This is a genomic window from Actinomadura gamaensis, assembly GCF_042652125.1.
Lineage (GTDB): Bacteria > Actinomycetota > Actinomycetes > Streptosporangiales > Streptosporangiaceae > Spirillospora > Spirillospora gamaensis.
In genome coordinates this window covers 312,631-338,006 of the sequence record NZ_JBHSIT010000006.1, presented here as the reverse complement: position 1 = coordinate 338,006, position 25,376 = coordinate 312,631, and the positions used below count along the sequence as shown (strand labels likewise).

The 25,376-nt window shown below is 71.5% G+C and carries 18 protein-coding genes; 9 read left to right on the top strand and 9 right to left on the bottom strand.

Going from position 1 to position 25,376, the window contains the following annotated elements:
- The first annotated feature begins 301 nt into the window (after positions 1-301).
- Entirely contained in the window at positions 302-598 is a 297-nt protein-coding gene (locus tag ACFPCY_RS21935) for a VOC family protein (RefSeq protein WP_378258442.1), read from the top strand.
- A gap of 104 nt (positions 599-702) precedes the next feature.
- On the opposite strand, the gene recD2 is transcribed toward ACFPCY_RS21935, so the two are convergent.
- Complete coding sequence (recD2, locus tag ACFPCY_RS21930; RefSeq protein WP_378257960.1) at positions 703-2,913, bottom strand: SF1B family DNA helicase RecD2; 2,211 nt, start codon at positions 2,911-2,913, stop codon at positions 703-705.
- A 164-nt stretch (positions 2,914-3,077) separates the two neighbouring features.
- On the opposite strand from recD2, the gene ACFPCY_RS21925 reads away from it, so the two are divergent.
- Positions 3,078-5,189, top strand: coding sequence for a M28 family peptidase (locus tag ACFPCY_RS21925; protein WP_378257958.1), 2,112 nt, complete (start codon positions 3,078-3,080; stop codon positions 5,187-5,189).
- 8 nt (positions 5,190-5,197) lie between these two features.
- A complete protein-coding gene (locus tag ACFPCY_RS21920; protein ID WP_378257956.1) occupies positions 5,198-6,355 on the top strand; it encodes an aldose epimerase family protein in 1,158 nt (385 codons plus the stop codon).
- 64 nt (positions 6,356-6,419) lie between these two features.
- On the opposite strand, the gene ACFPCY_RS21915 is transcribed toward ACFPCY_RS21920, so the two are convergent.
- Together ACFPCY_RS21915 and ACFPCY_RS21910 are read right to left on the bottom strand one after the other, a co-directional pair.
- On the bottom strand, positions 6,420-6,629 hold the full coding sequence (locus ACFPCY_RS21915) for a DUF397 domain-containing protein (protein WP_378257955.1): 210 nt from the start codon (positions 6,627-6,629) through the stop codon (positions 6,420-6,422).
- 32 nt (positions 6,630-6,661) lie between these two features.
- Complete coding sequence (locus ACFPCY_RS21910; protein WP_378257953.1) at positions 6,662-7,522, bottom strand: helix-turn-helix domain-containing protein; 861 nt, start codon at positions 7,520-7,522, stop codon at positions 6,662-6,664.
- Positions 7,523-7,691: 169 nt separating this feature from the next.
- Here ACFPCY_RS21910 and ACFPCY_RS21905 point away from each other — a divergent pair, with 169 nt between their 5' ends.
- Positions 7,692-8,447, top strand: coding sequence for a nucleotidyl cyclase domain-containing protein (locus tag ACFPCY_RS21905; RefSeq protein WP_378257952.1), 756 nt, complete (start codon positions 7,692-7,694; stop codon positions 8,445-8,447).
- Here ACFPCY_RS21905 and ACFPCY_RS21900 read toward each other — a convergent pair.
- The 3 genes from ACFPCY_RS21900 to ACFPCY_RS21890 are packed head-to-tail and all read right to left on the bottom strand — an operon-like array spanning position 8,431 to position 11,042.
- Positions 8,431-9,432, bottom strand: a complete 1,002-nt coding sequence (locus ACFPCY_RS21900; protein ID WP_378257950.1) for an NAD-dependent epimerase/dehydratase family protein — start codon at positions 9,430-9,432, stop codon at positions 8,431-8,433. The two genes, ACFPCY_RS21905 and ACFPCY_RS21900, sit on opposite strands and share 17 nt — an antisense overlap.
- Before the next feature lie 14 nt (positions 9,433-9,446).
- A complete protein-coding gene (mtnA, locus tag ACFPCY_RS21895) occupies positions 9,447-10,472 on the bottom strand; it encodes an S-methyl-5-thioribose-1-phosphate isomerase (RefSeq protein WP_378257948.1) in 1,026 nt (341 codons plus the stop codon).
- Between the two features lie 45 nt (positions 10,473-10,517).
- Entirely contained in the window at positions 10,518-11,042 is a 525-nt protein-coding gene (locus ACFPCY_RS21890) for a CGNR zinc finger domain-containing protein (protein ID WP_378257946.1), read from the bottom strand.
- Here ACFPCY_RS21890 and ACFPCY_RS21885 point away from each other — a divergent pair.
- A complete protein-coding gene (locus tag ACFPCY_RS21885) occupies positions 11,041-12,309 on the top strand; it encodes an MFS transporter (RefSeq protein ID WP_378257944.1) in 1,269 nt (422 codons plus the stop codon). The genes ACFPCY_RS21890 and ACFPCY_RS21885 overlap by 2 nt on opposite strands.
- Here ACFPCY_RS21885 and ACFPCY_RS21880 read toward each other — a convergent pair.
- Positions 12,215-13,177 carry a D-2-hydroxyacid dehydrogenase family protein gene (locus tag ACFPCY_RS21880; protein ID WP_378257942.1) on the bottom strand — a complete coding sequence of 321 codons (963 nt, stop codon included), beginning with the start codon at positions 13,175-13,177 and terminating at the stop codon, positions 12,215-12,217. The two genes, ACFPCY_RS21885 and ACFPCY_RS21880, sit on opposite strands and share 95 nt — an antisense overlap.
- A 109-nt stretch (positions 13,178-13,286) precedes the next feature.
- Between ACFPCY_RS21880 and ACFPCY_RS21875 the strand changes: the two genes are divergently transcribed.
- The 3 genes from ACFPCY_RS21875 (at position 13,287) to ACFPCY_RS21865 (ending at position 19,075) form a co-directional block, all read left to right on the top strand.
- Positions 13,287-14,138: a hypothetical protein gene (locus ACFPCY_RS21875; RefSeq protein WP_378257941.1), complete on the top strand. Its 852-nt coding sequence runs from the start codon at positions 13,287-13,289 to the stop codon at positions 14,136-14,138.
- A gap of 116 nt (positions 14,139-14,254) precedes the next feature.
- Entirely contained in the window at positions 14,255-15,778 is a 1,524-nt protein-coding gene (locus ACFPCY_RS21870; RefSeq protein WP_378257939.1) for a DNA polymerase Y family protein, read from the top strand.
- A gap of 21 nt (positions 15,779-15,799) precedes the next feature.
- Positions 15,800-19,075, top strand: coding sequence for an error-prone DNA polymerase (locus ACFPCY_RS21865; protein WP_378257938.1), 3,276 nt, complete (start codon positions 15,800-15,802; stop codon positions 19,073-19,075).
- Positions 19,076-19,144: 69 nt separating this feature from the next.
- Here the strand turns inward: ACFPCY_RS21865 and ACFPCY_RS21860 are convergent, their stop codons facing one another.
- The gene (locus tag ACFPCY_RS21860) at positions 19,145-20,599 is read right to left on the bottom strand and encodes a polysaccharide deacetylase family protein (RefSeq protein ID WP_378257937.1); all 1,455 of its coding nucleotides are present in this window, start codon (positions 20,597-20,599) and stop codon (positions 19,145-19,147) included.
- Positions 20,600-20,833: 234 nt separating this feature from the next.
- On the opposite strand from ACFPCY_RS21860, the gene ACFPCY_RS21855 reads away from it, so the two are divergent.
- On the top strand, positions 20,834-23,194 hold the full coding sequence (locus ACFPCY_RS21855) for a protein kinase domain-containing protein (protein ID WP_378257935.1): 2,361 nt from the start codon (positions 20,834-20,836) through the stop codon (positions 23,192-23,194).
- Here the strand turns inward: ACFPCY_RS21855 and ACFPCY_RS21850 are convergent.
- The gene (locus ACFPCY_RS21850; RefSeq protein ID WP_378257934.1) at positions 23,154-25,310 is read right to left on the bottom strand and encodes an MMPL family transporter; all 2,157 of its coding nucleotides are present in this window, start codon (positions 25,308-25,310) and stop codon (positions 23,154-23,156) included. The genes ACFPCY_RS21855 and ACFPCY_RS21850 overlap by 41 nt on opposite strands.
- Positions 25,311-25,376 lie beyond the last annotated feature (66 nt).

Genomic DNA, 25,376 nt, shown 5'->3' with positions numbered 1-25,376 from the left:
CAACGGCCACAGCGGCCTCTGGCCCCCACGATCTACTCCCCACGCAGATCTGGCGCTACAGCAAGGGCCGCAGGAGCAAGGCCACTCCGAAGGGCGGCGCCCTTGATCCCTACCTAAGCTGGATGACCCGCATCCCCGGCACCGCCGCCACCGTCGCCGTGGGCAACGAGAACGGCCCCGCCGTCCTAGCCACCGGCCCCTTCTACCCCCTTCCCCGACACCCCTCCCACCGACATCTCGCCCCTCCCGGACGGCGTCCTTCCACGAAAGGAAGCGCGTGACCACGCCACCCGCCCCCGCGATGCGCGTTCAGCTCATCGTGATCTACAGCCCGCTGATGGAAGAATGCCGGGCCTTCTACGAGTCACTGGGCCTGCGCTTCGCCACCGAGCGGCACGGCGACGGACCGAAGCACTACGCCGCCGTCCTCGACGACGGCATGGTCTTCGAGATCTACCCCGCGTCCCGCCGTGGCGAGACCGGCGCTCTCCGCCTGGGCTTCACCCTCGACGGCCGATCACTGCGGCCACCCCTTCCCCCTGGCCGGCACCTCCTCACGGACCCCGACGGCCGCACCGTCGAACTTGCTACCGCCTGATCCCTCTCCCACGCTCCGAGCGTTTCCACTCATCAGCGCCGGCGACTGCCGCGCGCCCAGCTCTTGCGGACGCCGTCGACGCGTGACGTGTGCTGGGGGTGCGGTCATGGCGGGGTCGTCAGGCGGTGGGCCAGGGCGGTGTGGCGGCGGCCGGCGGAGGTGGTGCGGACGGCGGCGGCCAGGGCTCGGCGGGAGCCGGTGAGGACGACGAGTTTCTTCGCGCGGGTGATGGCGGTGTAGAGGAGGTTGCGCTGCAGCATCATCCATGAGCTGGTGGTGAGGGGGATGACCACGGCGGGGTACTCGCTGCCCTGGCTGCGGTGGATGGTGATGGCGTAGGCGTGGGCCAGTTCGTCCAGCTCGTCGAAGGAGTAGTCGATGTCCTCGTCCTCGTCGGTGCGGACGGTCAGGGTGTGCTCTTCCGGGGAGACGGCGGTGACGACGCCGACGGTGCCGTTGAAGACGCCGGCCTCGCCCTTGTCGTAGTTGTTGCGGAGCTGGGTGACCTTGTCGCCGGGGCGGAAGACGCGGCCGCCGTAGCGGCGTTCGGGGAGGTTCTCCCGGTGGGGGGTCAGGGCGTCCTGGAGGAGGGTGTTGAGGGCGCCCGCTCCGGCGGGGCCTCGGTGCATGGGGGTGAGGACCTGGACGTCGCGCCGGGCGTCGAGGTCGAACTTGGCGGGGATGCGGTTGACGACGACGTCCACGGTGAGGGCGGCGGTCTGCTCGGAGTCGTCGCAGGGGAACAGGAAGAAGTCGGGGTAGCCGCGGGTGTGCGGGTGCTCGCCGGCGTTGACGCGGTGGGCGTTGACGACGATGCCGGACTGCTGGGCCTGCCGGAAGATCTTGGTGAGCCGGACGCGGGGGACGGTCTCGTCGGCGGCGAGCAGGTCGGCGAGGACCTCGCCCGCGCCGACGGACGGGAGCTGGTCGACGTCGCCGACCAGGAGCAGGTGCGCGCCGGGCGGGACGGCCTTGACCAGCTTGTTCGCCAGGATGAGATCGACCATCGAGCACTCGTCGACGACGACCAGGTCGGTGTCGAGGGGGTTGTCCTGGTCGAACTTGGCGTCGCCGCCGGGCTGGAGCTGGAGCAGCCGGTGCACGGTGGCGGCCTCGTGGCCGGTGAGCTCGGCGAGGCGCTTGGCGGCGCGGCCGGTCGGCGCGACGAGGGTGATCTTCGCCTTCTTGGCGGCGGCGAGCTCGACGACGGAGCGGACGGTGAAGCTCTTGCCGCAGCCGGGGCCGCCGGTGAGCACGGCGACCTTCTCGGTGAGGGCGAGCCGGACGGCCTGCTCCTGCTCCGGGGCGAGTTCGGTGCCGGTGCGCGCGCGCAGCCAGGCCAGGGCCTTGGTCCAGTCGACGTCGGCGAAGGCCGACAGGCGGTCTTTCGGAACGTTCAGCAGCGTGCGCAGTCCGCGGGCGAGGGACCGTTCGGCGCGGTGGAAGGGCACGAGGTAGACGGCGGGGACGTCGTTGACGCGCTCGCGGATGACGCCCTCGTCGGCGGCGAGCTCGTCCAGGGCGAGGCCGATCAGGTCGCGCGGGACCTCGAGGATCTTCTCGGCGGCGGTGACGAGGTTGGGCTCGGGCAGGTAGCAGTGGCCCTGGTCGGCGGCCTCGGAGAGGGTGTACTGGAGCCCGGCCTTGATGCGCTCGGGGCTGTCGCGGGCGATGCCGACGGCCTGCGCGATGGTGTCGGCGGTGCGGAAGCCGATGCCCCACACGTCGGCGGCGAGCCGGTACGGCTCGCGGCGGACGGTGTCGATGGACGCGTCGCCGTACTGCTTGTAGATGCGGACGGCCAGGGACGTGGAGACGCCGACGCCCTGCAGGAAGACCATCACCTCCTTGATGGCCTTCTGCTCCTCCCAGGCGGCGGCGATGCGCGCGGTGCGGCGCTTGCCGAGGCCGTGCACCTCGACCAGCCGCTCCGGCTCCTCCTCGATGACGCGCAGGATGTCGGTGCCGAAGTGGGAGACCATGCGGTCGGCCATCACCGGGCCGATACCCTTGATCATGCCGGAGCCGAGGTAGCGGCGGATGCCCTGGACGGTCGCCGGGAGGACGGTCGTGTAGGAGTCGGCCTCGAACTGCCGGCCGTAGCGGGGGTGCGAGCGCCACCGGCCGGTCATCCGGATGCTCTCGCCCACCTGCGCGCCGAGCAGCGCGCCGACGACGGTGAGCAGGTCGCCGCCGGACTTCTCGGTGGCGACGCGCGCGACCGTGTAGCCGGTGTCGTCGTTGGCATAGGTGATCCGTTCGAGCACCGCCTCGAGGACCACCGGTTTCGGGGGGACTGCCGCCTGGTTCGTCACGGATCTCATCCTTCCCGACCCGGTCCCGGCACCGAAACCGAACACCGTTCTGGGGATAACTTCACGCCCTCGGTGGCCGCTTCCGGATAACGATCTGGATCTCCGAGTGATCGCGACGTACGGTCCGGGCGCACCCGTACCACGAGTACTGGGAGGTATCGCTGGTGTTCCGCTCCCGAACCCTGGCCCTCGCGACGGGCCTCGCCACCGTGGTCCCGCTCGTCGCCGCCGCCCCCGCGGCCGGACGGAGTCCCGCCCCCGTCCCCGCCCCCGTCCCCGGATTCACCGCCAGGTCGTCGGCCTGGCAACGCGCGTACGAGAAGGCGTTCAGCGCGATCCCCTCCGCCGCCAATGCGCGGCGTCTCGACTCGGAGCTCGCGCAGGAGCCCGCTCTCGCCGGGACGACCGGCGACTGGCACCGCGTCCAGCGCATCGTGCGCGAGCTGCGCTCCTACGGGCTCCATCCGGAGGTGAAGACTTACTACACGTACCTGTCGCGGCCCAAGCGCGTGAGCGTCGAGGAGACCGCGCCGCAGCGCCGGGTGCTTCCGGTGAAGGAGAAGAAGCAGCCCTGGCAGAAGTTCTACGACGAGGTCATTCCCGGCTACAACGGCCTGTCGCCGAGCGGGAACGTCGAGGGCGAGGTCGTCTACGCGAACTACGGGCGTCCCGAAGACTTCGCGTTGCTCGCCAAGAACGGCATCTCCCTCAAGGGCAAGATCGTGCTCGTCCGCTACGGGCAGGTGTTCCGCGGGGTCAAGCCGCGGGAGGCCGGGAAGGCGGGCGCCAAGGCGGTCATCATCTACTCGGATCCCGCGAACGACGGCTTCAGCCGAGGACCGGTGTATCCGAACGGCCCGTGGCGCGCTGCGGACGGCATCCAGCGCGGAAGCATCGCGCAGATGATGTACGCGTCGGGCGACCCGCTCACTCCCGGCTGGCCCTCGACTAAGAACGCTCCAAGGCTGAAGCCTTCGCAGGCACCCGAGCTGAAGGGCCTCATCCCGACGACGCCGATCTCCTACGGCGCCGCCGAGCCGCTGTTGCGCGCGCTCAAGGGAAGTCAGGTTCCCAAGGAATGGCAAGGCGGACTGCCCTTCCCGTACCGGTTCGGACCTGGCGGTACGCGCGTCCACCTGAACATCCAGAGCGACTTCATCACGACGCCCATCTGGGACGTGACCGTACGCATCCCTGGCGCGCAGCGTCCCGACCAAGAGGTCGTCCTAGGCGGCCACCACGACGCATGGGTCTACGGGTCGCTGGACAACCTGTCCGGTGCGGAGAACGTCCTGCAGGTGGCTCGCGCTCTCGGGAAGCTCCTGAAGCAGGGCTGGCGTCCTAACAGGACGATCGTCCTCGCCACATGGGACGGCGAAGAGTACGGCATCTACGGCAGCACCGAATACGCCGAAGCCCACGAACGGGACCTCCGCAACGCGGTCGCCTACGTGAACATGGACATCGCCGCCGGATCCCAGTTCGGCCCCTCCGCGACGCCCGCGCTGGACCAGAGCGTCATCGACGCGTCCAAGGAGGTCCGCTGGCCGGGCACCAACGGGACGCTCTACGACGCCTGGAAGCAGCAGAACGGCGGGAAGACCCCGATCGACCGCATCGGAGGAGGCTCGGACTTCCAGCCGTTCTTCCAGCGCTACGGCGTGCCCGCCATGGACCTCGGCGCGAGCAGTCCCGGAGCGTCCGGGAACTACCACTGCTCCTGCGACGACCTCTACTCGACCGAGCACTTCGGCGACCCGACGTGGGAGTACCACGCGGCCATGTCGAGGCTCGCGGGCATCGCGACGCTGCGTCTGGCCAACGCCGACGTCATCGCCATGCGCTACCAGCCCTACGCGGCCGAAACGCTGGGCTACCTGAACGACTTCACCGCCCGGCAGCGGCAGAAGTTCGGCAGGGTCGTCGTGGACGTCTCGCGTGACGTCCAGCAGGCGCAGGCATGGGCGCGCGCCGCGCAGTCGCTCCAGAGCAAGGCCGATGCGGCGCTGAGCAAGGGCGACAAGGCGACGTTCCGCCGCTTCAACGACCGTCTCATCCGCGCGGAACGGGACCTTCTCACGAACGCCGGGCTTCCGACGCGTCCGTGGTACAGGCACCAGATCTACGCCCCCGGCATCGACACCGGTTACGCCACCCAACGGCTTCCGGGGCTGAACGACCCGCTGTTCCTTCAGAACGACCCGGGCACCGCGCGCGCGTACGAGGCGCGCCTGTTCGCGAGTCTCAAGGCCGCCACCCGAACCCTCGACCTCTAAGGACGACCATGAAGGCCAGTTACGCAATCGCAGGAACCGTTCTCCTGGGTACGGCGACGCTCATCACGGCCGTCCCCTCGCAGGCGACGAGCGGACCGTCCATCAGCAAAGAGGCGTTCGGGAAGCTCGCCGACGGCACGCGCGTAGACCGCTACACGCTGCGCAACGCGCACGGGATGCGTGTCCGGATCCTCACGTACGGCGGGATCATCCAGACGCTGAACGTCCCCGACCGCAAGGGGCGTGACGCGAACGTCGCCCTCGGCTTCGCCACGCTGAAGGACTACGTCGACAAGAACGGCGGCCCGTACTTCGGCGCGCTCATCGGCCGCTACGCGAACCGCATCGCCAAGGGGCGTTTCACGCTCGACGGCAAGACGTACCAGCTGCCCATCAACAACGGCCCGAACAGCCTGCACGGCGGTCTCAAGGGCTTCAACACGAAGGTGTGGAAGGCGGCGGTCGTCAAGGGCAAGGGCACGGTCGGCCTGCGGCTCACCTACGTCAGCAAGAACGGCGAGGAGGGCTACCCGGGGACGCTCACCACGACCGTCACCTACACGCTCGGCACCAGCAACCAGCTACGGCTGGACTACCGGGCCAGGACCGACAAGGCCACCATCGTCAACCTGACGAACCACTCCTACTTCAACCTCGCCGGAGAGGGAACGGGCGACGCCTACGGGCACCGGCTGCAGATCAACGCCGCACGGTTCACGCCCACCGACAAGACCCAGATCCCCACCGGCAAGCTCGCTCCGGTGAAGGGCACGCCGTTCGACTTCACGCGCCCGCACGCGATCGGCGAACGCATCAGGGACAACGATCCGCAGCTCCTCATCGGCCAGGGCTACGACCACAACTTCGTCCTGAACCAGCACCGCCCCGGCGAGATGGTCCTGGCGGCCACCGTCACCGAGCCGCGCTCCGGACGCGTCCTGCGGCTCAGCACGACGCAACCCGGCGTCCAGCTCTACACGGGCAACTTCTTGGACGGCACCCTCGTGGGCACGAGCGGCCACGCCTACCGCCAGGGCGACGCGCTGGCCCTGGAGACCCAGCACTTCCCCGACTCCCCCAACCACCCGAACTTCCCCTCGACCGTCCTGCGCCCCGGCCAGACGTTCACCTCGACGACCGTCTACGCCTTCTCCACCACCCGCTGACGACGAATTCCACGTTCTGCTGACGGCGAGGGGGAGCCGGCCCGAGGCCGCGCTCCCCCTCCCGTCACCGTTCCGCCTTGATCCTGGCGACGAGCCCGGCCCAGTCGTCCGGCGCGAACCGGAGGACGCCGAGCCCCACCGCCTTCGAGTCACGAGCGAGGAGGCAGCCGACCGTCCCGTCGTGGGACCGCGATATCTCCACGCAGTCGCCCGAGGCCGAGCTGTGGCTGCTCTTACGCCAGTCAACGCGACCGGCGTCGATCCCAGTTGTCAATCCGACCAACTTTCAGCAAAGCGCACGGTCGATTAAAGTTCGGCCAACGCGCTGGAAATGAAATCCCTACTCTCCGCCTCGGACAAAGCTCGACGGCGGATCTCCTCCAGCGCCAGGATATAGGGAAAGACCTGGCGCTCGCTCTCTATGAAAAGATCTCCGGTCATCTCTTCCACGTGGACGACATCCGGCAGGATCGCACCGGGAAAGCTGAAGATGCTGAAGGGCGCGGCGCCGACCGCGGCGTGCTCACCGGCGGCGAACGGCAGGACCTGGATGGTCACGTTGTCCTGGCGCGCCACGTCCAGCAGGAAGCCGAGCTGTTCCCGCATGACCTCCCGCCCGCCCACGAGCCGCCGCAGAACGCTTTCGTCGAGCACCGTCCAAAGGTGCAGCGGATCCTTTCCCGTGAGCCGTTCCGCCTGCCTGATCAGGCGGACCCGCACGCGCCGTTCGATCTCGCCCGGCGCGACCATGGGCGTGACCGTGCGGGCGATCGCGGTCGAATACGCCTCGGTCTGGAGAAGCCCGTTCACGGTGCCCACGCGGAAGGACCCGACCCGTTCGGCCTCATTCTCCAAACCGATGAACGTGGTGTAGCCCGAACGCAGGCTCTCGGCATATCTCTCCCACCAGCCGCGCTCCCCCGCGGACCGCGCCAGGCCCAGCAACCGCTCCCGCTGGGCTTCGGTGACGTCGTAGAGGGCGAGCATGCGGCGCGCGTCGGCCACCGTCACGGAACTCTTGGCCGACTCGATGCGGGAGACCTTCGCGGTGGACCAGCCCAGCCGGTCGGCCACCTGCTCGCCGGTCAGTTCGGCGGCCGTGCGGAGATCGCGGAGTTCGCGTCCCAGCTGGCGGGCGCGGACGCTGGGCACTCGTGGATCGGGCATGACCGCCTCCCTCGACACGTCCCGAACGCCGGAGCAGGGATGCACGCAACCGAGCGTGGGGGGATACCAGTCACCCTACATGCAAGCTTGCATAAACGCTTGCGTTCGCGCACTCTCGAAGGCAGAGAGAAGGCCGACCGGCGTTCTGCGCGCGGGAAGCGGGTCACCGATGGTTCGCATCGACTCGGGGGACGGTCCGTCACCTGGCATCCCCCACTTTTCACCTCGGCCCGGCGGCGTCACGAAGCCGGGCGAGCACGACTCCCGGCTCCAGTACCGGTACCTGCTCGGCGTGGACGTCGCCGGGTACTCGCGGCTCAGCGCGCTGGACCAGGCGCGCACGCAACGCGACCTCGACTGGGCCATCAGCCTCGCGGCGGAGCGGACCGGAATGGACCGGGAGGCGTGGCTCCGCCAGGTCGCGGGCGACGGCGAACTGGCCGTGCTGCCGGCCGGCACCGACGGCCTGCGCCTGGTCGTGTCGTTCCCGCGCGAGCTGGGGCGTGCCCTGGACCGCGTCAACCGGACGAGGCTGAACGGGCAGCGCATCCGGGTGCGTCTGACCCTGCATCACGGCACGCTGATGGCCGGTCCGTTCGGCCCGGTGGGCCAGGCCCCCATCGTGGTGGCCCGGCTCCTGGAGGCACAGCAGCTCAGGGACGCGCTCGCAGCGGACGGCACCGACCTCGTCCTCATGGTCTCCGAGTCCATTTACGTCGATGTCGTCCAGACGAGGCTCGAAGGACTGGACCCGGACCGTTTCGAACCGATCACGGTGGAGGCGAAGGAACTGACTTACCGGGGTTATCTCTACCGAGGGCTGCTGTACACGCCGACATGGTCGTCGCCGATGCGCCGACGCTGGCCGAGGTCCGGGCCGCTCTCGCGGCGCCCTTCCTCACCATCCCTCAGGCGTCATCCTTGACGTGAAGCATCGCTCTCAGGGTTTCCAAGGAGGAGTGCTCGGGTTCCCAGTGGAGGTCGCGCCGGGCCTTGGAAATGTCCATGAGCATGGGATGGCGGGCGGCGTGAATCCATTCCGCTTGGGGCGGGACGTAGGGAAGGAGGTCGACCAGCTCGGCGGTCACGGCCACCAGTTCGGCCGGGACGGGGACGGCGTAGGCGTCGAGTTCGCGGGCCAGGTCGGACATGGTGATGTCGCCTCCGCCCGCGATGTTGTAGGCGCCCGGAGGGCCGTCGCCGCAGGTCGCTGCCACGAGTGCGGAGGCCACGTCGTCGTGGTGGACGAGTTGGAAATGAAGGCCCGGATCCGGGAGAACGGGACGGAGGCCGGGCACCGCGCCCAGAAGGCGGCGCAGGGGTTCGGGAATGCGGCCGCCCAGTTTCTCCCACGGCAGGCTTCGCAGGAGAATGGTGGCGTCCGGGCCTGCGACGATGCTCGGGCGTAGGACGTAGACGGCCAGATCCGTCTTCTCCGTCAGTTCCGCCAGGGCCTTCTCGCAGGCGGCCTTCTGCGCCGAGTAGTAATGGCCGGACGAGCCGCGCGCCGGCACCGATTCCGTAAGCGGCACGGGGTTGTCCTTGTGGTAGCCGTAGGCCGCCACCGAGGACGTGTACACGAGGCGCTTGGGGCGTTCGGCGGCGACTGTGGCCGCGAAGACATTGCGGCTGCCCGTGAGGTTGACGCGCTCGCTTTCGGAACGCGAACCCATGATGACGTAGGCGAGGTGGACGACGACGTCCGCCGAGGCGACCAGGGCGCTCACCGCTTTGCGGTCGAGGATGTCGCCCTGGCGGTATTCGGTCTTGCGCCATCCGTGGTCGGCGGGGTCGAACGGGCGGCGGGCCATTCCGAGAATGCGTTCCACCCGGTCGTCGGCTTCGAGAGCGCGGACGGCCGCCATGCCGATCTCGCCGGTCGGTCCGGTTATCGCCACCGTGAGGGCCATGAGCGATCCCTTCGTCAGAGGGAGAGTGCGGGGGTCCTACCCGCCGCGACCTCCAGGACGCCGGTTTCGGTCGCCAAAGCCGTGACCAGGCGGGCCGGGGTCACGTCGAAGGCGGGATTGTGCGCGCGGGCGCCCGGTGGCGCCACCGGGTCGCCGGCGTAGGAGAGGACTTCGGCGGAGTCTCGTTGTTCGATGGGAATCTGCGTGCCGTCGGCGGTGGCCGGGTCGATCGTGCTCCAAGGGGCGGCGACCACGAACGGGATGCCGGCGGCGGCGCACGCCAAGGCGATGCCCACGGTGCCGATTTTGTTAGCGGTATCACCGTTGGCGGCAATGCGATCGGCTCCTACGATCGCCGCGTCCACGTGGCCGCGAAGAATGGTGCTCGCGGCTGCGCCGTCCGGCTGGACGTAATAGGCGACGCCCAGTTGTTCGAGTTCCCAGGCGGTGAGGCGGGACCCCTGGAGCAGCGGACGGGTTTCGTCGGCGTAGACGACTTCGACGCGGTTACGCATGTGCAGTTCGCGGACGACGCCCAAAGCCGTTCCCCATCCTGCCGTGGCCAGCGCACCGGCGTTGCAGTGCGTGAGGAGGCGAAGCGGTCTGTCACCGAGACGAGCGGCCAGCCAGTCCGCGCCGTGGCGTCCGATGGCCCGGTTCCCTTCGATGTCCTCGTCCAGCAAGGCTAGGGCTTCGGTGAGGACGGCTTCTGCGCCCTTCTTGACAAAAGGACGGACCCGGTCGACTCCGCTTGCGAGGTTGACCGCGGTGGGACGGGCCTCGCGAATCCGGGAAATCGCGGAATCCAGGGTGGCGGCGTCCCAGTTCTCCCGTTCGGCCTGGCGCAGGGCGAGGACGACACCGAGCGCGCCCGCCACGCCGAGGGCCGGCGCGCCGCGCACGACGAGCCGCCGGATCGCGTCGACCAGGTCGTCCACCTCGGTGACGTCCCGGTGGACGAGGCGGGCGGGCAGGAGCGTCTGGTCGACGAGCCGCAGCGCGTCACCGGTCCACGCGATGGGCGCGATGTCCGCCGTCATGGGGCGCCGGTCCACGCGATGGGTGCGATGTCGGCCGTCATGGGGTCATTTTCCCGCACGCCTGTGGGCGGCGACACGTTCGCGGCTCCCGCAGCGCGCCGAGCAGTAGCGCCGGGGAGCGCCTCGCCCGGTCATGACGAACGGCCTTCCGCACGCCGGGGACGCGCAGAGGCCCCCCGGCAGGGCTCGGCGTTCGGCCAGCAAGACCGCCAGGGCCAGGGCGGACGACGCGGCGAACCACTCCGCCCAGGACGCGTCGTCGCTGCGGTCCGCATGGAGGTGCCAGAACGTGCCGTCGTGGGCGCTGAGCCTCGGCGGGCCGCCCATTTCGGCCATCAAGGCGTTGATGCGACGCGCGGCCGTGTCGAGGTCGGGAGCGCCGAACACGTCCCAGAGGCGGTCGGCGACCGCGCGCAGGGCGACGACGTCCTCGTCGCGCACCTCCACGGGGTCGGGCTCCCCGTGCGCGCGCAGGAGGGACGCGACCGTCGTCGCGTCCGCGCCGTCCAGGCGCAGTGCGCCGGTGAGGGCAGCGGCCCGTTCGGCGGCGTCCGACGGCCGGTTGAGCATGGCGACCTCCCTGTGTTACGCCTTTTACATGATAACCCGTTACAGCGCTCCGGCGGCCTACTTCGCCGGAGCGCTCGGCGCGCGCACGGCCGACGAGATGTCGGCCCCGGCCCTGCTGCTGCTCGGCATGACCGTGCTGGGGTCGCAGCGTCCGGCCTCGCTGCTGTTCGCCGCGCTCACCATGGCGTCCGCCGTGGGCGGGCCGCTGCTGGGCACGCTGATGGACCGGGCGACGCGTCCGGGACGGTTTCTGGCTCTCGCCCTGGGCGCATATGCGGCCGGCCTGGCGTTGGTCACAGCCGTCCTAGGGAATCTGGGTCTCGCTCTAATGGCGGCCGTCTTCACTGGGCTTCTGGCTCCGTCGCTCTCGGGAGCGTGGACGCCACGCCTCGCCGACGTCCTCCCCGAGAAACACCTGACGCGCGGCCACGCGCTCGATGCCGCGACCTACAACGTGGCCGCGCTGGTCGGACCCGCTACAGCAGGACTGATCGCCGAAGTGGACGCCTACTGGGCCATGGTCGCGACCATCGGACTGCTCCTGCTCAGCGTCCCGGCGGCATTGGCGCTTCCCCGTCAGAAACCGCAGGCCACGCCCACGGCTTTCACCTCCGACCTCCGGGCGGGGTTCGCGGCCATCGTGCGCGCGCGAGGGCTGCGCAGGGTCACGGCGGCGTCCATGGTGGCGTTCGTGGGAACGGGCATGCTGATCGTGTCGTGTCCGCCGCTGGGCGAGCGTCATCTCGGCGGCGCCGGACACGGTGGCCTGCTGCTGTCCTTGCTCGCGGCGGGAGCGATGACCACTGCGGCCATCACGGCGCGGTGGCCCCCTAGGCGGAGGCCGGAAACCGTTTTCGCGGCCAGTGCGACCTGTATCGCCCTTGGGCTGGCCCTTCTGGCGGTCGCCCCGAACGCGGCGGTGGTGGTGCTAGCGGCGCTCCTCGCGGGCGCGGGTGAGGGACCCCAACTGGCCGCGGTGTTCGACATCCGACACAGGGAAGCTCCGCTCCGCCTACGCGGGCAGGTGTTCACCACTGGCGCGAGCCTGAAAATCACCGCGGGCGCTGTGGGGGCCGCTCTGGCGGGCGGCCTCCCCCTCACCCTCGCCCTCGTTCTGGCCGCCGCTACTCAACTGCTGGCAGCCGCCATCCTCATGAGGCCGACAAGGTCTCCTACGGAGCCAGCACCCGGACGGGCGCGCCCGCGAGGAACGCCTCGATGTCCTCCACGGCGTCGGAGAAATAGCCCCGATAGTTGTCGCGGGTGACGTAGCCCAGGTGCGGCGTGGCGAGAAGGTTCGGCAACGTCCGGTACTCGTGGCCCGGCGGGAGCGGCTCGATGTCGAAGACGTCCACGCCCGCGCCCGCGATCTGCCCCTCGCGCAGCGCGGTGGCGAGGGCGTCCTGGTCCACGATGGACGAGCGGGACGTGTTGATCAGGTAGGCCGACGGACGCATCCGCGCCAGCTCGTCCGCGCCCAGCAGACCGCGCGTGTCCTCACCGGGCTTCACGTGGACGGTCACGAAGTCGCTGGTCTCCAGCAGGTCGTCCAGGGCGGCGAGGCGGCGCGCGCCCGCCTCGGCGGCCCGCTCGTCGGTGAGGTTCCGGCTCCAGGCGACCACGTCCATGCCGAAGGCGGCGCCCACCTGCGCGACGCGCGCACCGATGCGGCCCAGCCCGATCACGCCGAGCCGCCGTCCGTGCAGGTCGGTGCCGAGCGTCTGCTGCCAGGGGCCGTTGTGGCGCAACGCGGTGTTCTCGGTGACCACGTGCCGGGCCAGGCCGAGCAGCAGGGCCCAGGTCAGCTCGACGGTCGGGTGCGTGGCGCTCGCCGTCCCGCAGACGGTCACGCCGTAGCGCTCGGCCGCTTCGAGGTCGATCGAGGCGTTCTGCATACCGCTGGTGATGAGCAACCGGAGGTTCGGCAGGCGCGACAGCAGCTCTTCCCGGAAGGGCGTGCGCTCACGCATCGCGACGACGATGTCACAGTCGCCGATCTCCTCGGCCAGCCGTTCGGGGTCGGGCTCGTGCGCGCGCAGGAAGCGAACCTCGACCTCCGGACCGAGCCTCGCCCAGTCGGCCAAAGACTCCGCAACGCCCTGGAAATCGTCGATGACGGCACATTTGATCTTCATTCCGAGCACTGTATCCGACGCCTCCCGAACACTCTTTGACCTGGGGTAACTTGACAATAGTCGAACTCGTGTTCGACATTGACGGGGTGGTGATCGCAGGGGAGGTAGCGTGGCGGACGCGTCGGCGGCGCGCAGTCTCCCGGCCCATGCCGAACTGCGGGACCGGCTCGTCCGCGCGGAGGGGCCGCGGGTGCCGGTGCTTCCCGCGTTGCGGACGCTGCTGCCCGGCGGCCTCCGTCCCGGCTCGGTCGTCGGGCTGGACGGCTCGGGAGCGGCGTCCCTCGGCGTCGCGCTGGTCGCCGGAGCCTCGGCCGACGGCAGCGCCCAGACACTCAGCGGCGCCCACACGGTCAGCGGCATCCACGCGGGCGGCAGCGTCCACGCGGGCGGCAGCGTCCACGAGGGCAGCAGTGTCCATGCGGTCGGGCACACGGACGCGGCCGGGGGCGCGAACGGCTGGTGCGCGGTCGTCGGCGTCCCCGAGTTCGGCGTGCTCGCGGCATGCGGCATGGGCGCCGATCCGCGCCGCCTTCTGCTGGTGGACGATCCGGCCGAGCGCTGGCCCGACGTGGTGGCGGCCCTGGTGGAAGCCGTGAGCCTGGTCCTGGTCAGGCCGCCCGAGCGTCCGGCGCCCTCGGCCGTCCGGCGCCTGACCGCGCTCGCGCGCAAGCACGGCAGCGTCCTGACGCTCATGGGTCCGGCTACGCGGACGTGGCCGGGGCTGAGGCTGAAGCTCGCGGTGACCGAATCCGAGTGGGAGGGCTTGGGCGACGGTCACGGTGTCCTCGGCGGGCGTCGTGCGCATGTAGTCGTCCAGGGGCACGACGCCCCGGGCGCGGGACGCCGCCAATGGCTGTGGCTGCCGAACGCCGCCGGACAGGTCGAACCGGCCGAGGCCCCACGCGCCCGCGCGTCCGGACGTCCCGTGCTGGAGGTCGTCCCGACACCGAGGGTGTCATGAGCAGGGTGCCGGTCGTATGAGCAGGGTGCCGGTCGTATGAGCAGGGTGCCGGTCGTATGAGCAGGGTGCTTGTCGTATGAGCAGGGTGCTTGTCGTATGAGCAGGGTGCTGGGCGTATGAGCAGGGTCCTGGTGGTGTGGTGCCCGGACTGGCCCGCGACGGCGGTCGGGATCGAGGCGTCCGTGCCCGGAGCGGTGGTGGACGGCGGCCGGATCGCGGCGTGCACGTCGGCGGCGCGTGCCGAGGGCGTGCGGCGAGGCCAGCGGATCCGGGACGCGCAGCGGCGCTGTCCGGATCTGCTCGTGCGCACGCGCGACACCGACGCCGAAGGCCGCATGTTCCTGGCCGTCGTGACGGCCGTCAGCGAGCTGACGCCGAGAGTCGAGGTCGTCCGGCCAGGTCTGTGCGCGATTCCCGCTAAGGGACCCGCCGCGTTCTACGGCGGCGAGGAGGCCGCCAGGGTCCTGCTCCAGGACGCGGTCGTCGAAGCGGGCTTCGACTGCGGCGTCGGTGTCGCGGACGGGCTGTTCGCCGCCGAGCTGGCGGCGCGCGTGCAGGGCGGCGTGGTGGTCCCGCCCGGCGGCGCGGCGGCGTTCCTCGCGCCGTACCCGCTGTCGGTCCTGGACCGTCCCGAGCTGGCCGACCTGCTGGGCCGGCTCGGCATCCGCACGCTGGGCGCGTTCGCGGCGCTGCCCGCCGGGCACGTCGCGGGCCGGTTCGGCGCGGACGGCGCGCTCGCGCACCGGCTCGCGCGGGGCGAGCCGCCGCGGCCGGTCGCGCCGTCCGACGCGTCGGCCGACCTGACCGTCCGCGCCGACTTCGACCCGCCCGCCCAGGCCGAGGAGGTGACCTTCGCCGCCAAGCGGCTGGCCGCCGAGCTGCACGAGTCGCTCGCCGGGCACGGCCGCGACTGCGTGCGGCTGTCGGTGGAGATCGGCCTGGCGGACGGCCACGTCCTGCACCGCCTGTGGCGGCACGACGGGGCGCTCTCGACGCTCGCGGTGGCCGAACGCGTCCGGTGGCAACTGTCGGCGTGGCGCGGTGACGCGCCCGGCCACGACACCGGCGCCGTCTGGGGCGGCGTGGTCTGGCTGGAGCTCACTCCGGACCAGCTCGTGCCCGCGATCGGCAGCCAGGACGCGCTGTGGGGCCACAGCGGCGTGGACGAGCGGGTGTCGCGCGCGACGGACCGCGTCCAGGCGCTGCTCGGCCACGGCGGCGTCACGCGGCCCGTGCTGGTGGACGGCCGCGGCCCCGGCGAGCAGGTGATCAAGGTTCCGGTCGGCGATCTGCCGCCGCGCGCGATCCCGGACGGCCCGTGGCCCGGCCGCGTGCCCGCCCCCGCGCCCGCGATCGTCCCGCCCGAGCCCCTGCCCGCCGCCGTGACCGGTCCGGACGGCGCTGAGATCCGCGTGTCGGCGCGTTGCGCGGTCTCGGGACCTCCGACCCGCATCGCGGTCGCCGAGGGCCGCCAGGACGCCGTGACGGGCTGGACGGGCCCGTGGCCGGTGGCCGAGCGCTGGTGGGACCCCGAGCGTGCCCGCCGGCGCGCGCGTTTCCAGGTCACGACGGCCGAGGGGGCCGCGTACCTGCTGGCGGTCGAGGGCGGCCGGTGGCACGTCGAGGCGGCCTATGAGTAGCCAGTCCCTGGGCGGCCGGTCATGAGCGGCTGGTTCAACCCGCCCGTCTCCTGGTCCGAGCTGGAGAAGCGGCTGACGTGGAACAGCGGCGCCGGCGCGCCCCCGCTCGCCGAGCGGGACGCCGCGCCACCGCCCAGGGCCGCGAAGTCCGGGACTGCATGGGCCGAGCTGCACTGCCACACCTCGTTCAGCTTCCTCGACGGTGCCAGCGATCCCACGCGGCTCGTGGAGGAGGCCGCGCGGCTCGGCGTCGGCACGATGGCGGTGACCGACCACGACGGCATGTACGGCGTCGTGCGGTTCTCCCAGGCCGCCCGCGAGGCGGACATCAGGACCGTCTTCGGAGCCGAGCTGAGCCTGGGCATCGAGACCCCGCGCGCGGGCGAGACCGATCCCGCCGGACGGCATCTGCTCGTGCTCGCGCGCGATCCGTCCGGCTACGCCAAGCTCTGCTCGGCCATCACGACGGCGCAGCTCGCGGGCGGTCAGAAGGGACGTCCGATCTATGACCTGGAAGCCCTCGCGCACGCGCACGAGGGCCGCTGGGCCGTGCTCACCGGATGCCGTAAGGGGCCTGTTCCGGCGGCGCTCGCCGAAGGAGGTCCGGAGGCGGCGAAGCGCGAACTCCGGAGCATGGTCGAGATGTTCGGCCGGGACAACGTGTTCGTCGAGCTGATCGACCACGACCAGCCCGGCGACGACACGCGCAACGACGTGCTGTTCGCGCTCGCGCACGAGGTCGGCGTGCAGGTCGTCGCATCCAATAACGTGCACTTCGCCGCTCCCGGAGCGGAAGCGCGCCTGGCCGAGACGATGGCGGCCGTACGCGCGCGACGCGCGTTGGACGACATGGTCGGCTGGCTCCCAGCGAGCGGTACGGCTCACCTGCGCAGCGGCGAGGAGATGGCGGCGCGCCTGGCCAGGTTCCCCGGAGTGCTCGACCGGACGGTCGCCCTCGGCGCGGAGTGCGCGTTCGACTTCTCGGTAGTCGCGCCCAAGCTGCCCGACTGGCCCCTCGAAGAAGGCGAAACGGAAGCCAGTCACCTACGGAAACTCGTCGCGAAAGGCGCTCTCGAACGTTACGGGCCTCCCGGCAACGAGACGATGCCCGGCGCCTACGAGCAGATCGCCAAAGAGCTCGACATCATCGAGAGCCTGGGTTTTCCCGGCTACTTCCTGATCGTCCACGACATCGTGGCGTTCTGCCGGAGAGAGAACATCCTGTGCCAGGGACGGGGTTCGGCGGCGAACTCGGCCGTCTGCTACGCGCTCGGCATCACCGGCGTGGACGCCGTACGGCACGGCCTGCTGTTCGAGCGCTTCCTCTCTCCCGGACGCGACGGACCGCCCGACATCGACCTCGACATCGAGAACCGCCGCCGCGAGGAGGTCATCCAGTACGTCTACGACAAGTACGGGCGCGCGTGCACCGCGCAGGTCGCGAACGTCATCAGCTACCGTCCGCGCATGGCCGTCCGGGACGCGGCGCGCGCGCTCGGCCACTCCCCCGGCCAGCAGGACGCCTGGTCGCGCGGCATCGACCCGCGCGATCCGGTCGGGTCCGAGACCGCCGTCCCGAAGCCCGTCCGCGCTCTCGCGGAGCAGATGCTGAAGCTGCCCCGGCACCTCGGCATCCACTCGGGCGGCATGGTCATCGCGGACCGTCCGGTGGGCGAGGTGTGCCCGATCGAGTGGGCGTCCATGGAGAAGCGCAGCGTCCTGCAATGGGACAAGGACGACTGCGCGGCGGCCGGGCTGGTGAAGTTCGACCTGCTCGGCCTCGGCATGCTCGCCGCCCTGCACGACTGCTTCGACCTCGTGTGCGCGCATTACGGCAAGACCTACGACTTGCAGGCCATGCCGCCGGAGGACTCCGCCGTCTACGACATGCTCTGCGACGCCGACACGGTGGGCGTCTTCCAGGTGGAATCGCGCGCGCAGATGTCCGCGCTACCGCGCCTACGGCCACGCCGTTTCTACGACCTGGTCGTACAGGTGTCGCTGATCCGTCCCGGGCCGATCCAGGGCGATTCCGTCCATCCGTACCTGCGGCGACGCAAGGGGCTGGAGCCGCCGACGTGCCCGCATCCGCTCATGGAACGCGCGCTCGCGCGCACGCTGGGCGTCCCCCTGTTCCAGGAGCAGATGATGGAGCTGGCCATCGCCTGCGCCGGATTTACGCCCGCCGAAGCCGACCAGCTACGGCAAGCGATGGGTTCCAAGCGCGCGCCCGAAAGGGTGGAGCGTCTGCGCGCACGCCTCATGCGCGGCATGGCGGAACGCGGCATCCCGGACGACATCGCCGAGGACGTCTACCAGAAGATCCTGGGCTTCACCGGTTACGGCTTCCCCGAATCGCACGCGCAGAGCTTCGCGCACCTCGTGTACGCGAGCGCCTACCTGAAGCGGCACCACCCGGCCGCGTTCACGGCCGCCATCATCCGCAACCAGCCGATGGGCTTCTACAACACCAACTCGTTGCTCGGCGACGCGAAGCGCCACGGCATCACCGTCCGGGGCGTGGACGTCAACGCCAGCGACGTGCACACCTCGCTCGAAGAACCGGTCGCTCCCACGCGCGCGCACAAGCACGCGCCGGACGAACCGCAGCCCGCCATCCGAGTGGGTCTGGCGAGCATCCGCGACCTCGGCACCGCCACCGCCGAAGCGATCGCGACCGGACGTCCCTACCGCGACATGGAGGACCTCGCCCGTCGCGTCCCGCTGTCGGCGGCGGCGCTGGAGGCCCTCGCGACAGCGGGCGCGTTCGGCTGTTTCGGGCTGTCGCGTCGCGAGGCGCTGTGGGCGGCGGGCGCGCTCGCCGGAAACAGCCAGAACGCCCTGGAAGGGGTCACACCGGGCACCGTCGCCCCGGCCCTGCCCGCCATGACGCCCGTCGAGGAGACCATCGCCGACCTGTGGGCCACCGGCATCGCGCACACCCATCCCATGACGCACGTGCGCGAGGCGCTGGACGAGCTCGGCGCGCTGTCCTCCGCGAACCTCGGGAAACAGCCCGGCGACACGAACGTGATCGTCGCCGGGCTGGTCACGCACCGGCAGCGGCCCCCGACGGCGGGCGGCATCGTGTTCATGACCCTGGAGGACGAGTCGGGCGTGATCAACGTGGCCTGCCCGCCGTCGGTGTTCGCCCGGCACCGCGCCCTCGCCGTGGACTCCCAGGCCCTGCTGGTCAACGGGCGCCTCGAACGCGAGGACGGCGTCACCCACATCCGCGCAACGCGGCTCCGGCGGCTGCCCATCCCCGGCCGCCTCCGCTCGCGCGACTTCCACTGACCCACCCCGCTGTCACCCCCCGACGCACCCCGCTGTCGCGTCGCGTCGCGTGGCGTGGCGTGGCCGGGTCTACCAGCCGGAGAAGCGGTCGCCCGGACGGGCGTGCCGGGCCGCGAGCAGGTCGGACACGGTCGCCGGCGTGTAGCCGCGGGCCTTCAGCCGCGCCACGATGTCCGGCACGGCGTCCACGGTCGTCCCGTAGACGTCGTGCATGAGGATCACCCCGCCCGGACGCGCGCCCTTCACCGCCCGCTCGGCGACGACCGAGGCGTCCCGGTCATGCCAGTCCAGGGTGTCGACGTTCCACAACGCCTGGACGAGCCCGAGCGAACGCGCGACGTCCGTCACCACCCCGTTGGACGCGCCGTAAGGCGGCCGCAACAGCACCGGCGCCCGTCCGGTGATCTGCCGGACGGCGTCCTGCGTCTCCTGCACCTCGGAGTGCACCTGGATCGGCGCCAGCCGGGTCAGGTCGCGGTGGTCGCGCGAGTGGTCGCCGATCTCGTGCCCCTCGGCGGACTCCCGGCGCACGACCTCGGGATAGGCGGCGGCGTTCGCGCCGACGACGAAGAACGTCGCGCGGGCGCCCGCGCGGTTCAGCTCGTCCAGCAGCCGGGACGTGTCGGGTCCGGGACCGTCGTCGAAGGTCAGGGCCACGCACTTGGCGACGGCGCAGTCGACCGACGAGGCCGGCGCGCGCGCCCCCTCCGGTCCGCCGGGCCTGGGGGCGTTCGCGCCGAGCGCGAGCCGGGGACGGGGCGTCAGGGACGCCGCGCGGGCGCGCCGGCCGAGGTCGGAGAGCAGCGGCTCGAACTCCGAGGCGGGCAGCGCGACCGCGACACGGCCGGGAGCGCCCGGGGCGACCGAGTGGTCGCTGAACTCCACGACCAGGTCGCCGTCGTCGTTGAAGGCCATGGACGCGAAGGTCGCCGGGGTCGCGGTGACGCGGACCGGGTCGGCCTTGGCGCCGATGCGCGCGCGCACGCGTTCGGTGAGGCGCTTCAGGCCGGGCTCGCCCTGGACGAGCGCGTCCGAGCCGACGGCCTGCCCGGTGCGGCCGTCGTACCAGTAGGTGCGGCGGGTCTCCCCGGCGTCCGCGCCCTGCGACTTCCAGCCGGTGATCCGCACGCCGACGACGTCCCCGGACGCGGCGGTCAGCGTCCACTGGACGTTCAGCTCCGGGACGGGCGCGCCGGGCGCTGCGGGCGGAGTGCCGTCCGTCTCCTGCTCGTAGGGGTCGCTCAGCTCGTCCACGGCCTGCGCGAGCCGGTCGGTCAGCGGGCGCGCGCCGGGCACGGCCGGGTAGGCGGTGTAGAGGTGGCGCCGCGCGTCCTGCTCGCTCTCGGTGACGGTCTCCAGCCCGGAGACCGTCGCGGCGTCCACGGCGTGCGGGAGGGTCGGGTCCGGCGCGCCCGGCCGGGCCCAGCGGCCGTCCCCGGACGTGCCGGCGCAGGCCGAGGCCGCCGCGCCCAGCAGTCCCGCCGCGAGCACGGCGGTCGCCGCACGTCCTCGCGCCGGTCGCACGCCACCCACCCAAACAATTCCGACTAATCAGACAGACCGGCAGACTATGGCGGCCATCCCGCCAGTGGCGGCACATGCGGACAGCCATGAACGAGGTTTGCCCCAGCCCCGATTTCGCTTTACCTCTACTTGGCCTTGGCTTGGCACTGGCCCTACCAGTCGGGCCTCTGTCATGGTGTGACGGTCGGGGGAATCCGCCGGGCGGGCGGAGTTCAGGGACGCAGGGTGATCGCCATGGCGGGTCGGCCGTTGGGACCGGACGATCCGGTGCGCGTCGGGGCGTACCGGATCGAATCCAAGATCGGCGAGGGCGGGATGGGCGCGGTCTACCTCGGCCGCGCCCCGGTGGAGGAGGGCGGCGACGGCCGCCGCGTCGCGGTCAAGGTCGTCCGGCCGGAGCTGGCCGGGGACGCCGCGTTCCTCGCCCGCTTCCACGACGAGGCCGTCAACGCCGAGCGGGTCGCCTCGTTCTGCACCGCCCAGGTGCTCGAACACGGCCGCGACCTCGGCCTGGCCTACCTGGTCACCGAGTACATCGAGGGCCCGTCGCTGCTCCAGTACATGAACCAGAGCGGGCCGCTCAGCCCCGGCATGCTGCACGGCGTCGCGGTCGGGGTCGCCGCCGCGCTGGTCGCGATCCACTCGGCCGGGCTCGTGCACCGCGACCTCAAGCCGAGCAACGTGCTGCTGTCGCTCACCGGCCCGCGCGTCATCGACTTCGGGATCGCCCGCGCGCTGGACGTCGCGGTCTCGCACACCCGCACCGGGCAGGTCGTCGGGACGCCCGGCTACATCGCGCCCGAGCAGGTCATGGCGCACGAGATCACCCCGGCGGTGGACGTGTTCGCCTGGGGCTGCCTGGTCGCCTACGCCGCCAGCGGGCACAACCCGTTCGGGCGCGGTTCCTTCGAGGTGATGATCGCCCGGTCGCTGCACGCCGACCCCGACCTCGGCGCGCTCCCGAGCGAGCCGCTGGCGGGGCTCGTGCGGCGCGCGCTCGCCAAGGAGCCCGCGAACCGCCCGACCGCGCAGGACCTGCTGCTCGGCCTGGTCGGCGGCGCGTCCGAGGCGGCCGTGTCGACCACGCTGAACGAGGCCTGGAACGAGCCGCTTCCGCCGCGTCCGTCCGGGGACGTCCGGATGGTCCCCGCGCCGACCCCGCCGCCCGAGGCCCTGCCCGAGGCCCCGCCCGAGCGTCCGGCGGAGTCCGCATCGCCGCCTTCGCAGCGTCCCGTATCGCCCTCCACGTCGCAGCCCGCGTCTCAGGCGGCGACGCATCCGCCGACGGACGTCGCGCAGGGGTCGGGCGTCCGCGACTCGGTCCCGTTCGGCCAGCGCGTCCCGAGCGGGCCGGGATACACGGAGGACGTCCCGAGCGAGCCCCGCGGCAGGATCCCGGAGCAGAACACCCACCCGCCCACCGCGGCAGCCGCCTACCAACAGCAGCAGGCCGTCGCCCAGCAACGAGCAGCCCAGCAGCAGGCGGCTCAACAACAGGCAGCTCAGCGACAGGCGGCCCATCAGCAGGCGGCCCATCAGGAGCAGGCGGTCGTCGCACCCGAACGCCGCACCGGCCCCGGCGGCATCCCCTGGACCGAGCCCGGACGACACCAGCGCCCGAAGCGCCGCGGCGGTCCGCTCCTCGTGGCGCTCGCGGTCGCGGCGGTCGTCGCGGCGGGCGGAGGCGGCGCGGCCTACCTGATCGCGAACTCGGGGAACTCGCACAAGCCCACCACCGGCAGCGGCGGCGTCTCGTCGCAGGGAGGCCCGGCCGTCGCGGGGTTCCCGAGCGACCCGATGCTCGTCCGGCAGGACACCGCGCCGGGCTGGCCGCAGAGCTGCCACGCCCGCATCGCCCGGTACTCGGCGGACGCGGGCTCGGCGGTGTCGGCCGTGACGTCCGGGAGCTGCGACATGCTGCCCGAATACTCGCGCGACCATACGAAGTTCGCCTTCACCCGCAAGACCGACACCGGCTACGAGGCGTGGACGGCCGACGCGAACGGAGCGAACGCGACCAAGCTGACCGACAAGCTCACCGGCGGACGGGTCGTGTGGTCCCCGGACGGCAGGCTCCTCGCCTACGTCGGCAAGGACGACAACGGCGTGGCCCAGCTCTACTCGATCCCGGCCGGCGGCGGCAAGGCGTCCCAGCTGACGACGGACGGCTCCGCCAAGGACGACCCGGCGTGGTCGCCCGACGGACGGCTGGCGTTCTGGTCCAAGCGCTCCGGGACCGAGCAGATCTACGTCCTCGACCCCGGGTATCCGGACCAGGCGTGGACGCAGGTCACCCACGGGACGCGCCCGGCGGTGGATCCGGCCTGGTCACCGGACGGCAAGCGCCTCGCGTTCACCTACGGCACCTATCCCTCCGGCCAGATCTGTGTCACCGACGCGGGCGGGGCGAACGAGCACGCCCTGGTCAGCTCGGGCGAGCACGAGATGGACCCGGTGTGGTCCCGCGACGGCAACTGGGTCGCGTACACGCGCGGGACCTACGCCTCGCCCGCCGTCTGGGCGGTGCGCGCCGACGGCTCCGGCGCCCGGAGGGTCAGCCCGCAGGGGTCGTCTCTCGCTCATCCGGCCTGGTGACGGCGGCCCGCCCGCCGAGGCGGCTCGGCCACCACATGCGCGATCCGACGTCCAGGTTCAGCGCGGTGACCAGCACCGACCGGACGACGAAGGTGTCCAGCAGGACGCCGAACGCGACCGTGAAGCCGAGCGCGGTCACGAACACCAGCGGCAGCGAGCCGAGCGCCGCGAACGTCCCGGCGAGCACCGCGCCCGCCGAGGTGATCACACCGCCGGTCGCGGCCAGGCCGATGAGCGCGCCGCGCCGCGTCCCGTGCCGCTTGGCCTCCTCGTGGACGCGCGTCATGAGGAAGATGTTGTAGTCGGTGCCGAGCGCGACGAGGAAGACGAACGTCCACAGCGGGAACGACTGGTCCACTCCGGCGAACCCGAAGGCGTGCTTGAACATCAGCGCGCTCACCCCGAGGGCCGCCGTGTAGGACAGCACGACCGTCAGCACCAGGATCACCGGCGCGACCACCGCCCGCAGCAGCAGGCCGAGGATGACGAGCACGACCATCAGGACGATCGGGATCACCACCCACTGGTCGTGCCGGGACGCGTTGTTGACGTCCAGCGTGAACGCCGACCCGCCGCCGACCTTCGCGTTCGCGTCCGGCACGCGGTGCACGGCCGTCCGGGCGTCCTTGACGGCCCGGAACGCGGCGTCGCTGTCTGCCGCGGCGGTCAGCGTGCCCTCCATGTACGCCTGGCCGCCCCTGACCGGCCCGACCTGGTGGACGCCGATGATGCCGGGCACGCGAGAGGCCGCCACCTGGGCCCGGGGTTGCTGCGCCGCGTTCGACACGATCACGACCGGTGAACCGGTGCCCGCCGGGAAGTGCCTGGTCAGCACCTCTTCACCGGTGACCGAGTCGGGCTTGCCGGAGCTGAACGCGTCCTTGTTGGCGACCGGCCCGGTGTGCAGCGTCAGCAGCCCGAACGACAGGGCCGACAGGACGACCGCGGTACCGATCCAGGTGATGCGCGGACGCACGGAGATCAGCGTCCCGACGCGCGCCCACAGGCCGCGCTCGGTCGGCTCGGCGGTGCCGTACTTCGGCTTCAGCGGCCAGAACACCCAGCGGCCGAGCACGACGAGCAGCGCGGGCAGCAGCGTGACCTCGGCGAGCAGCGCCACGCCGACGCCGATGGCCATCACCGGCCCCATGCTCTTGGTCGAGTTCAGCTCGGCCGTGAGCAGGACCAGCATGCTGATCGCGACGGTCGTGCCGCTCGCGATGATCGCGGGACCGGCGCGGTGCAGCGCGATCGCCATGGCCTCGTGCCGGTCGCGGTGCCGCCGCAGCTCCTCCCGGTAGCGGGCGATGAGCAGCAGCGCGTAGTCGGTGCCCGCGCCGAACACGAGGACGGTCAGGATGAACGCCGACTGCCCGTTGACGGTCAGCCCGGCGTGCGCGGCGAGCAGGTACACCACCCCCTGCGCCGCCTCCAGGGCGAAGAACACGCAGATCAGCGGCAGCATCCAGAGCAGCGGGCTGCGGTAGGTGAGCAGCAGGATCAGGATCACGATCGCCGCGGTGATGTACAGCAGCGTCTTGTCGAACCCGCTGAACACGTTCCCGAAGTCGCCGCCGTACCCGGCGGGTCCGGTGACGTGCGAGGACAGCCCGGCGGGGTTCCCGTGCCGCACGATCGTGCGGAAGTCCTTGACGCCCGCGCCCAGCAGGTCCCAGCCGGACTTGCCGACCTTCACGTTCACGATCGTCTGGAGCGCCCGGCCGTCCGCCGACGGTGTCGGCCCCCGGACGGTCGAGACGATGGGCCGCCTCGGCTCGCCCTTCGGCTTGCCCGTGACGGCCTTCAGCGCCGCCGCGTCGGCGGCGGCCTTGGCCCGGTCGGCCGGCGTGATCGCGCCGCCGGCGCGCTCGTAGACGACGACCGCCGGATACTCGTCGGACGGCACGAACGGCTTGGACCGGTTGTAGACCTCGGTCGACTCCGCCTTCTTCGGCAGCCACGACGAGGCGTCGTTCTTCTGCACGTGGACGAGCTTGGCCGCGAGCGGCATGGCGACCGCCACGATGACCAGCCAGACGACGATGACCGCCCATTTCGTCCAGCGTCCGCACGGCAGCGCGGAGATCCTGTTCGCGCCCGATTTCGCGCTCGACATGACACCCCCGATGACGATCCGCCCGCGTCCAGTGCAACCCGGCCGTCCACCACGGTCAAGACATGT

Bases quoted from the DNA above. Each gene is read 5' to 3' on its own strand.
- ACFPCY_RS21935 (WP_378258442.1), top strand. From the start codon at position 302: ATGCGCGTTCAGCTCATCGTGATCTACAGCCCGCTGATGGAAGAATGC.
- ACFPCY_RS21920 (WP_378257956.1), top strand. From the start codon at position 5,198: ATGAAGGCCAGTTACGCAATCGCAGGAACCGTTCTCCTGGGTACGGCG.
- ACFPCY_RS21910 (WP_378257953.1), bottom strand. From the start codon at position 7,522: ATGCCCGATCCACGAGTGCCCAGCGTCCGCGCCCGCCAGCTGGGACGC.
- ACFPCY_RS21905 (WP_378257952.1), top strand. From the start codon at position 7,692: ATGGTTCGCATCGACTCGGGGGACGGTCCGTCACCTGGCATCCCCCAC.
- ACFPCY_RS21900 (WP_378257950.1), bottom strand. From the start codon at position 9,432: ATGGCCCTCACGGTGGCGATAACCGGACCGACCGGCGAGATCGGCATG.
- mtnA (WP_378257948.1), bottom strand. From the start codon at position 10,472: ATGACGGCGGACATCGCGCCCATCGCGTGGACCGGTGACGCGCTGCGG.
- ACFPCY_RS21885 (WP_378257944.1), top strand. From the start codon at position 11,041: ATGGCGACCTCCCTGTGTTACGCCTTTTACATGATAACCCGTTACAGC.
- ACFPCY_RS21890 (WP_378257946.1), bottom strand. From the start codon at position 11,042: ATGCTCAACCGGCCGTCGGACGCCGCCGAACGGGCCGCTGCCCTCACC.
- ACFPCY_RS21880 (WP_378257942.1), bottom strand. From the start codon at position 13,177: ATGAAGATCAAATGTGCCGTCATCGACGATTTCCAGGGCGTTGCGGAG.
- ACFPCY_RS21870 (WP_378257939.1), top strand. From the start codon at position 14,255: ATGAGCAGGGTCCTGGTGGTGTGGTGCCCGGACTGGCCCGCGACGGCG.
- ACFPCY_RS21865 (WP_378257938.1), top strand. From the start codon at position 15,800: ATGAGCGGCTGGTTCAACCCGCCCGTCTCCTGGTCCGAGCTGGAGAAG.
- ACFPCY_RS21855 (WP_378257935.1), top strand. From the start codon at position 20,834: ATGGCGGGTCGGCCGTTGGGACCGGACGATCCGGTGCGCGTCGGGGCG.
- ACFPCY_RS21850 (WP_378257934.1), bottom strand. From the start codon at position 25,310: ATGTCGAGCGCGAAATCGGGCGCGAACAGGATCTCCGCGCTGCCGTGC.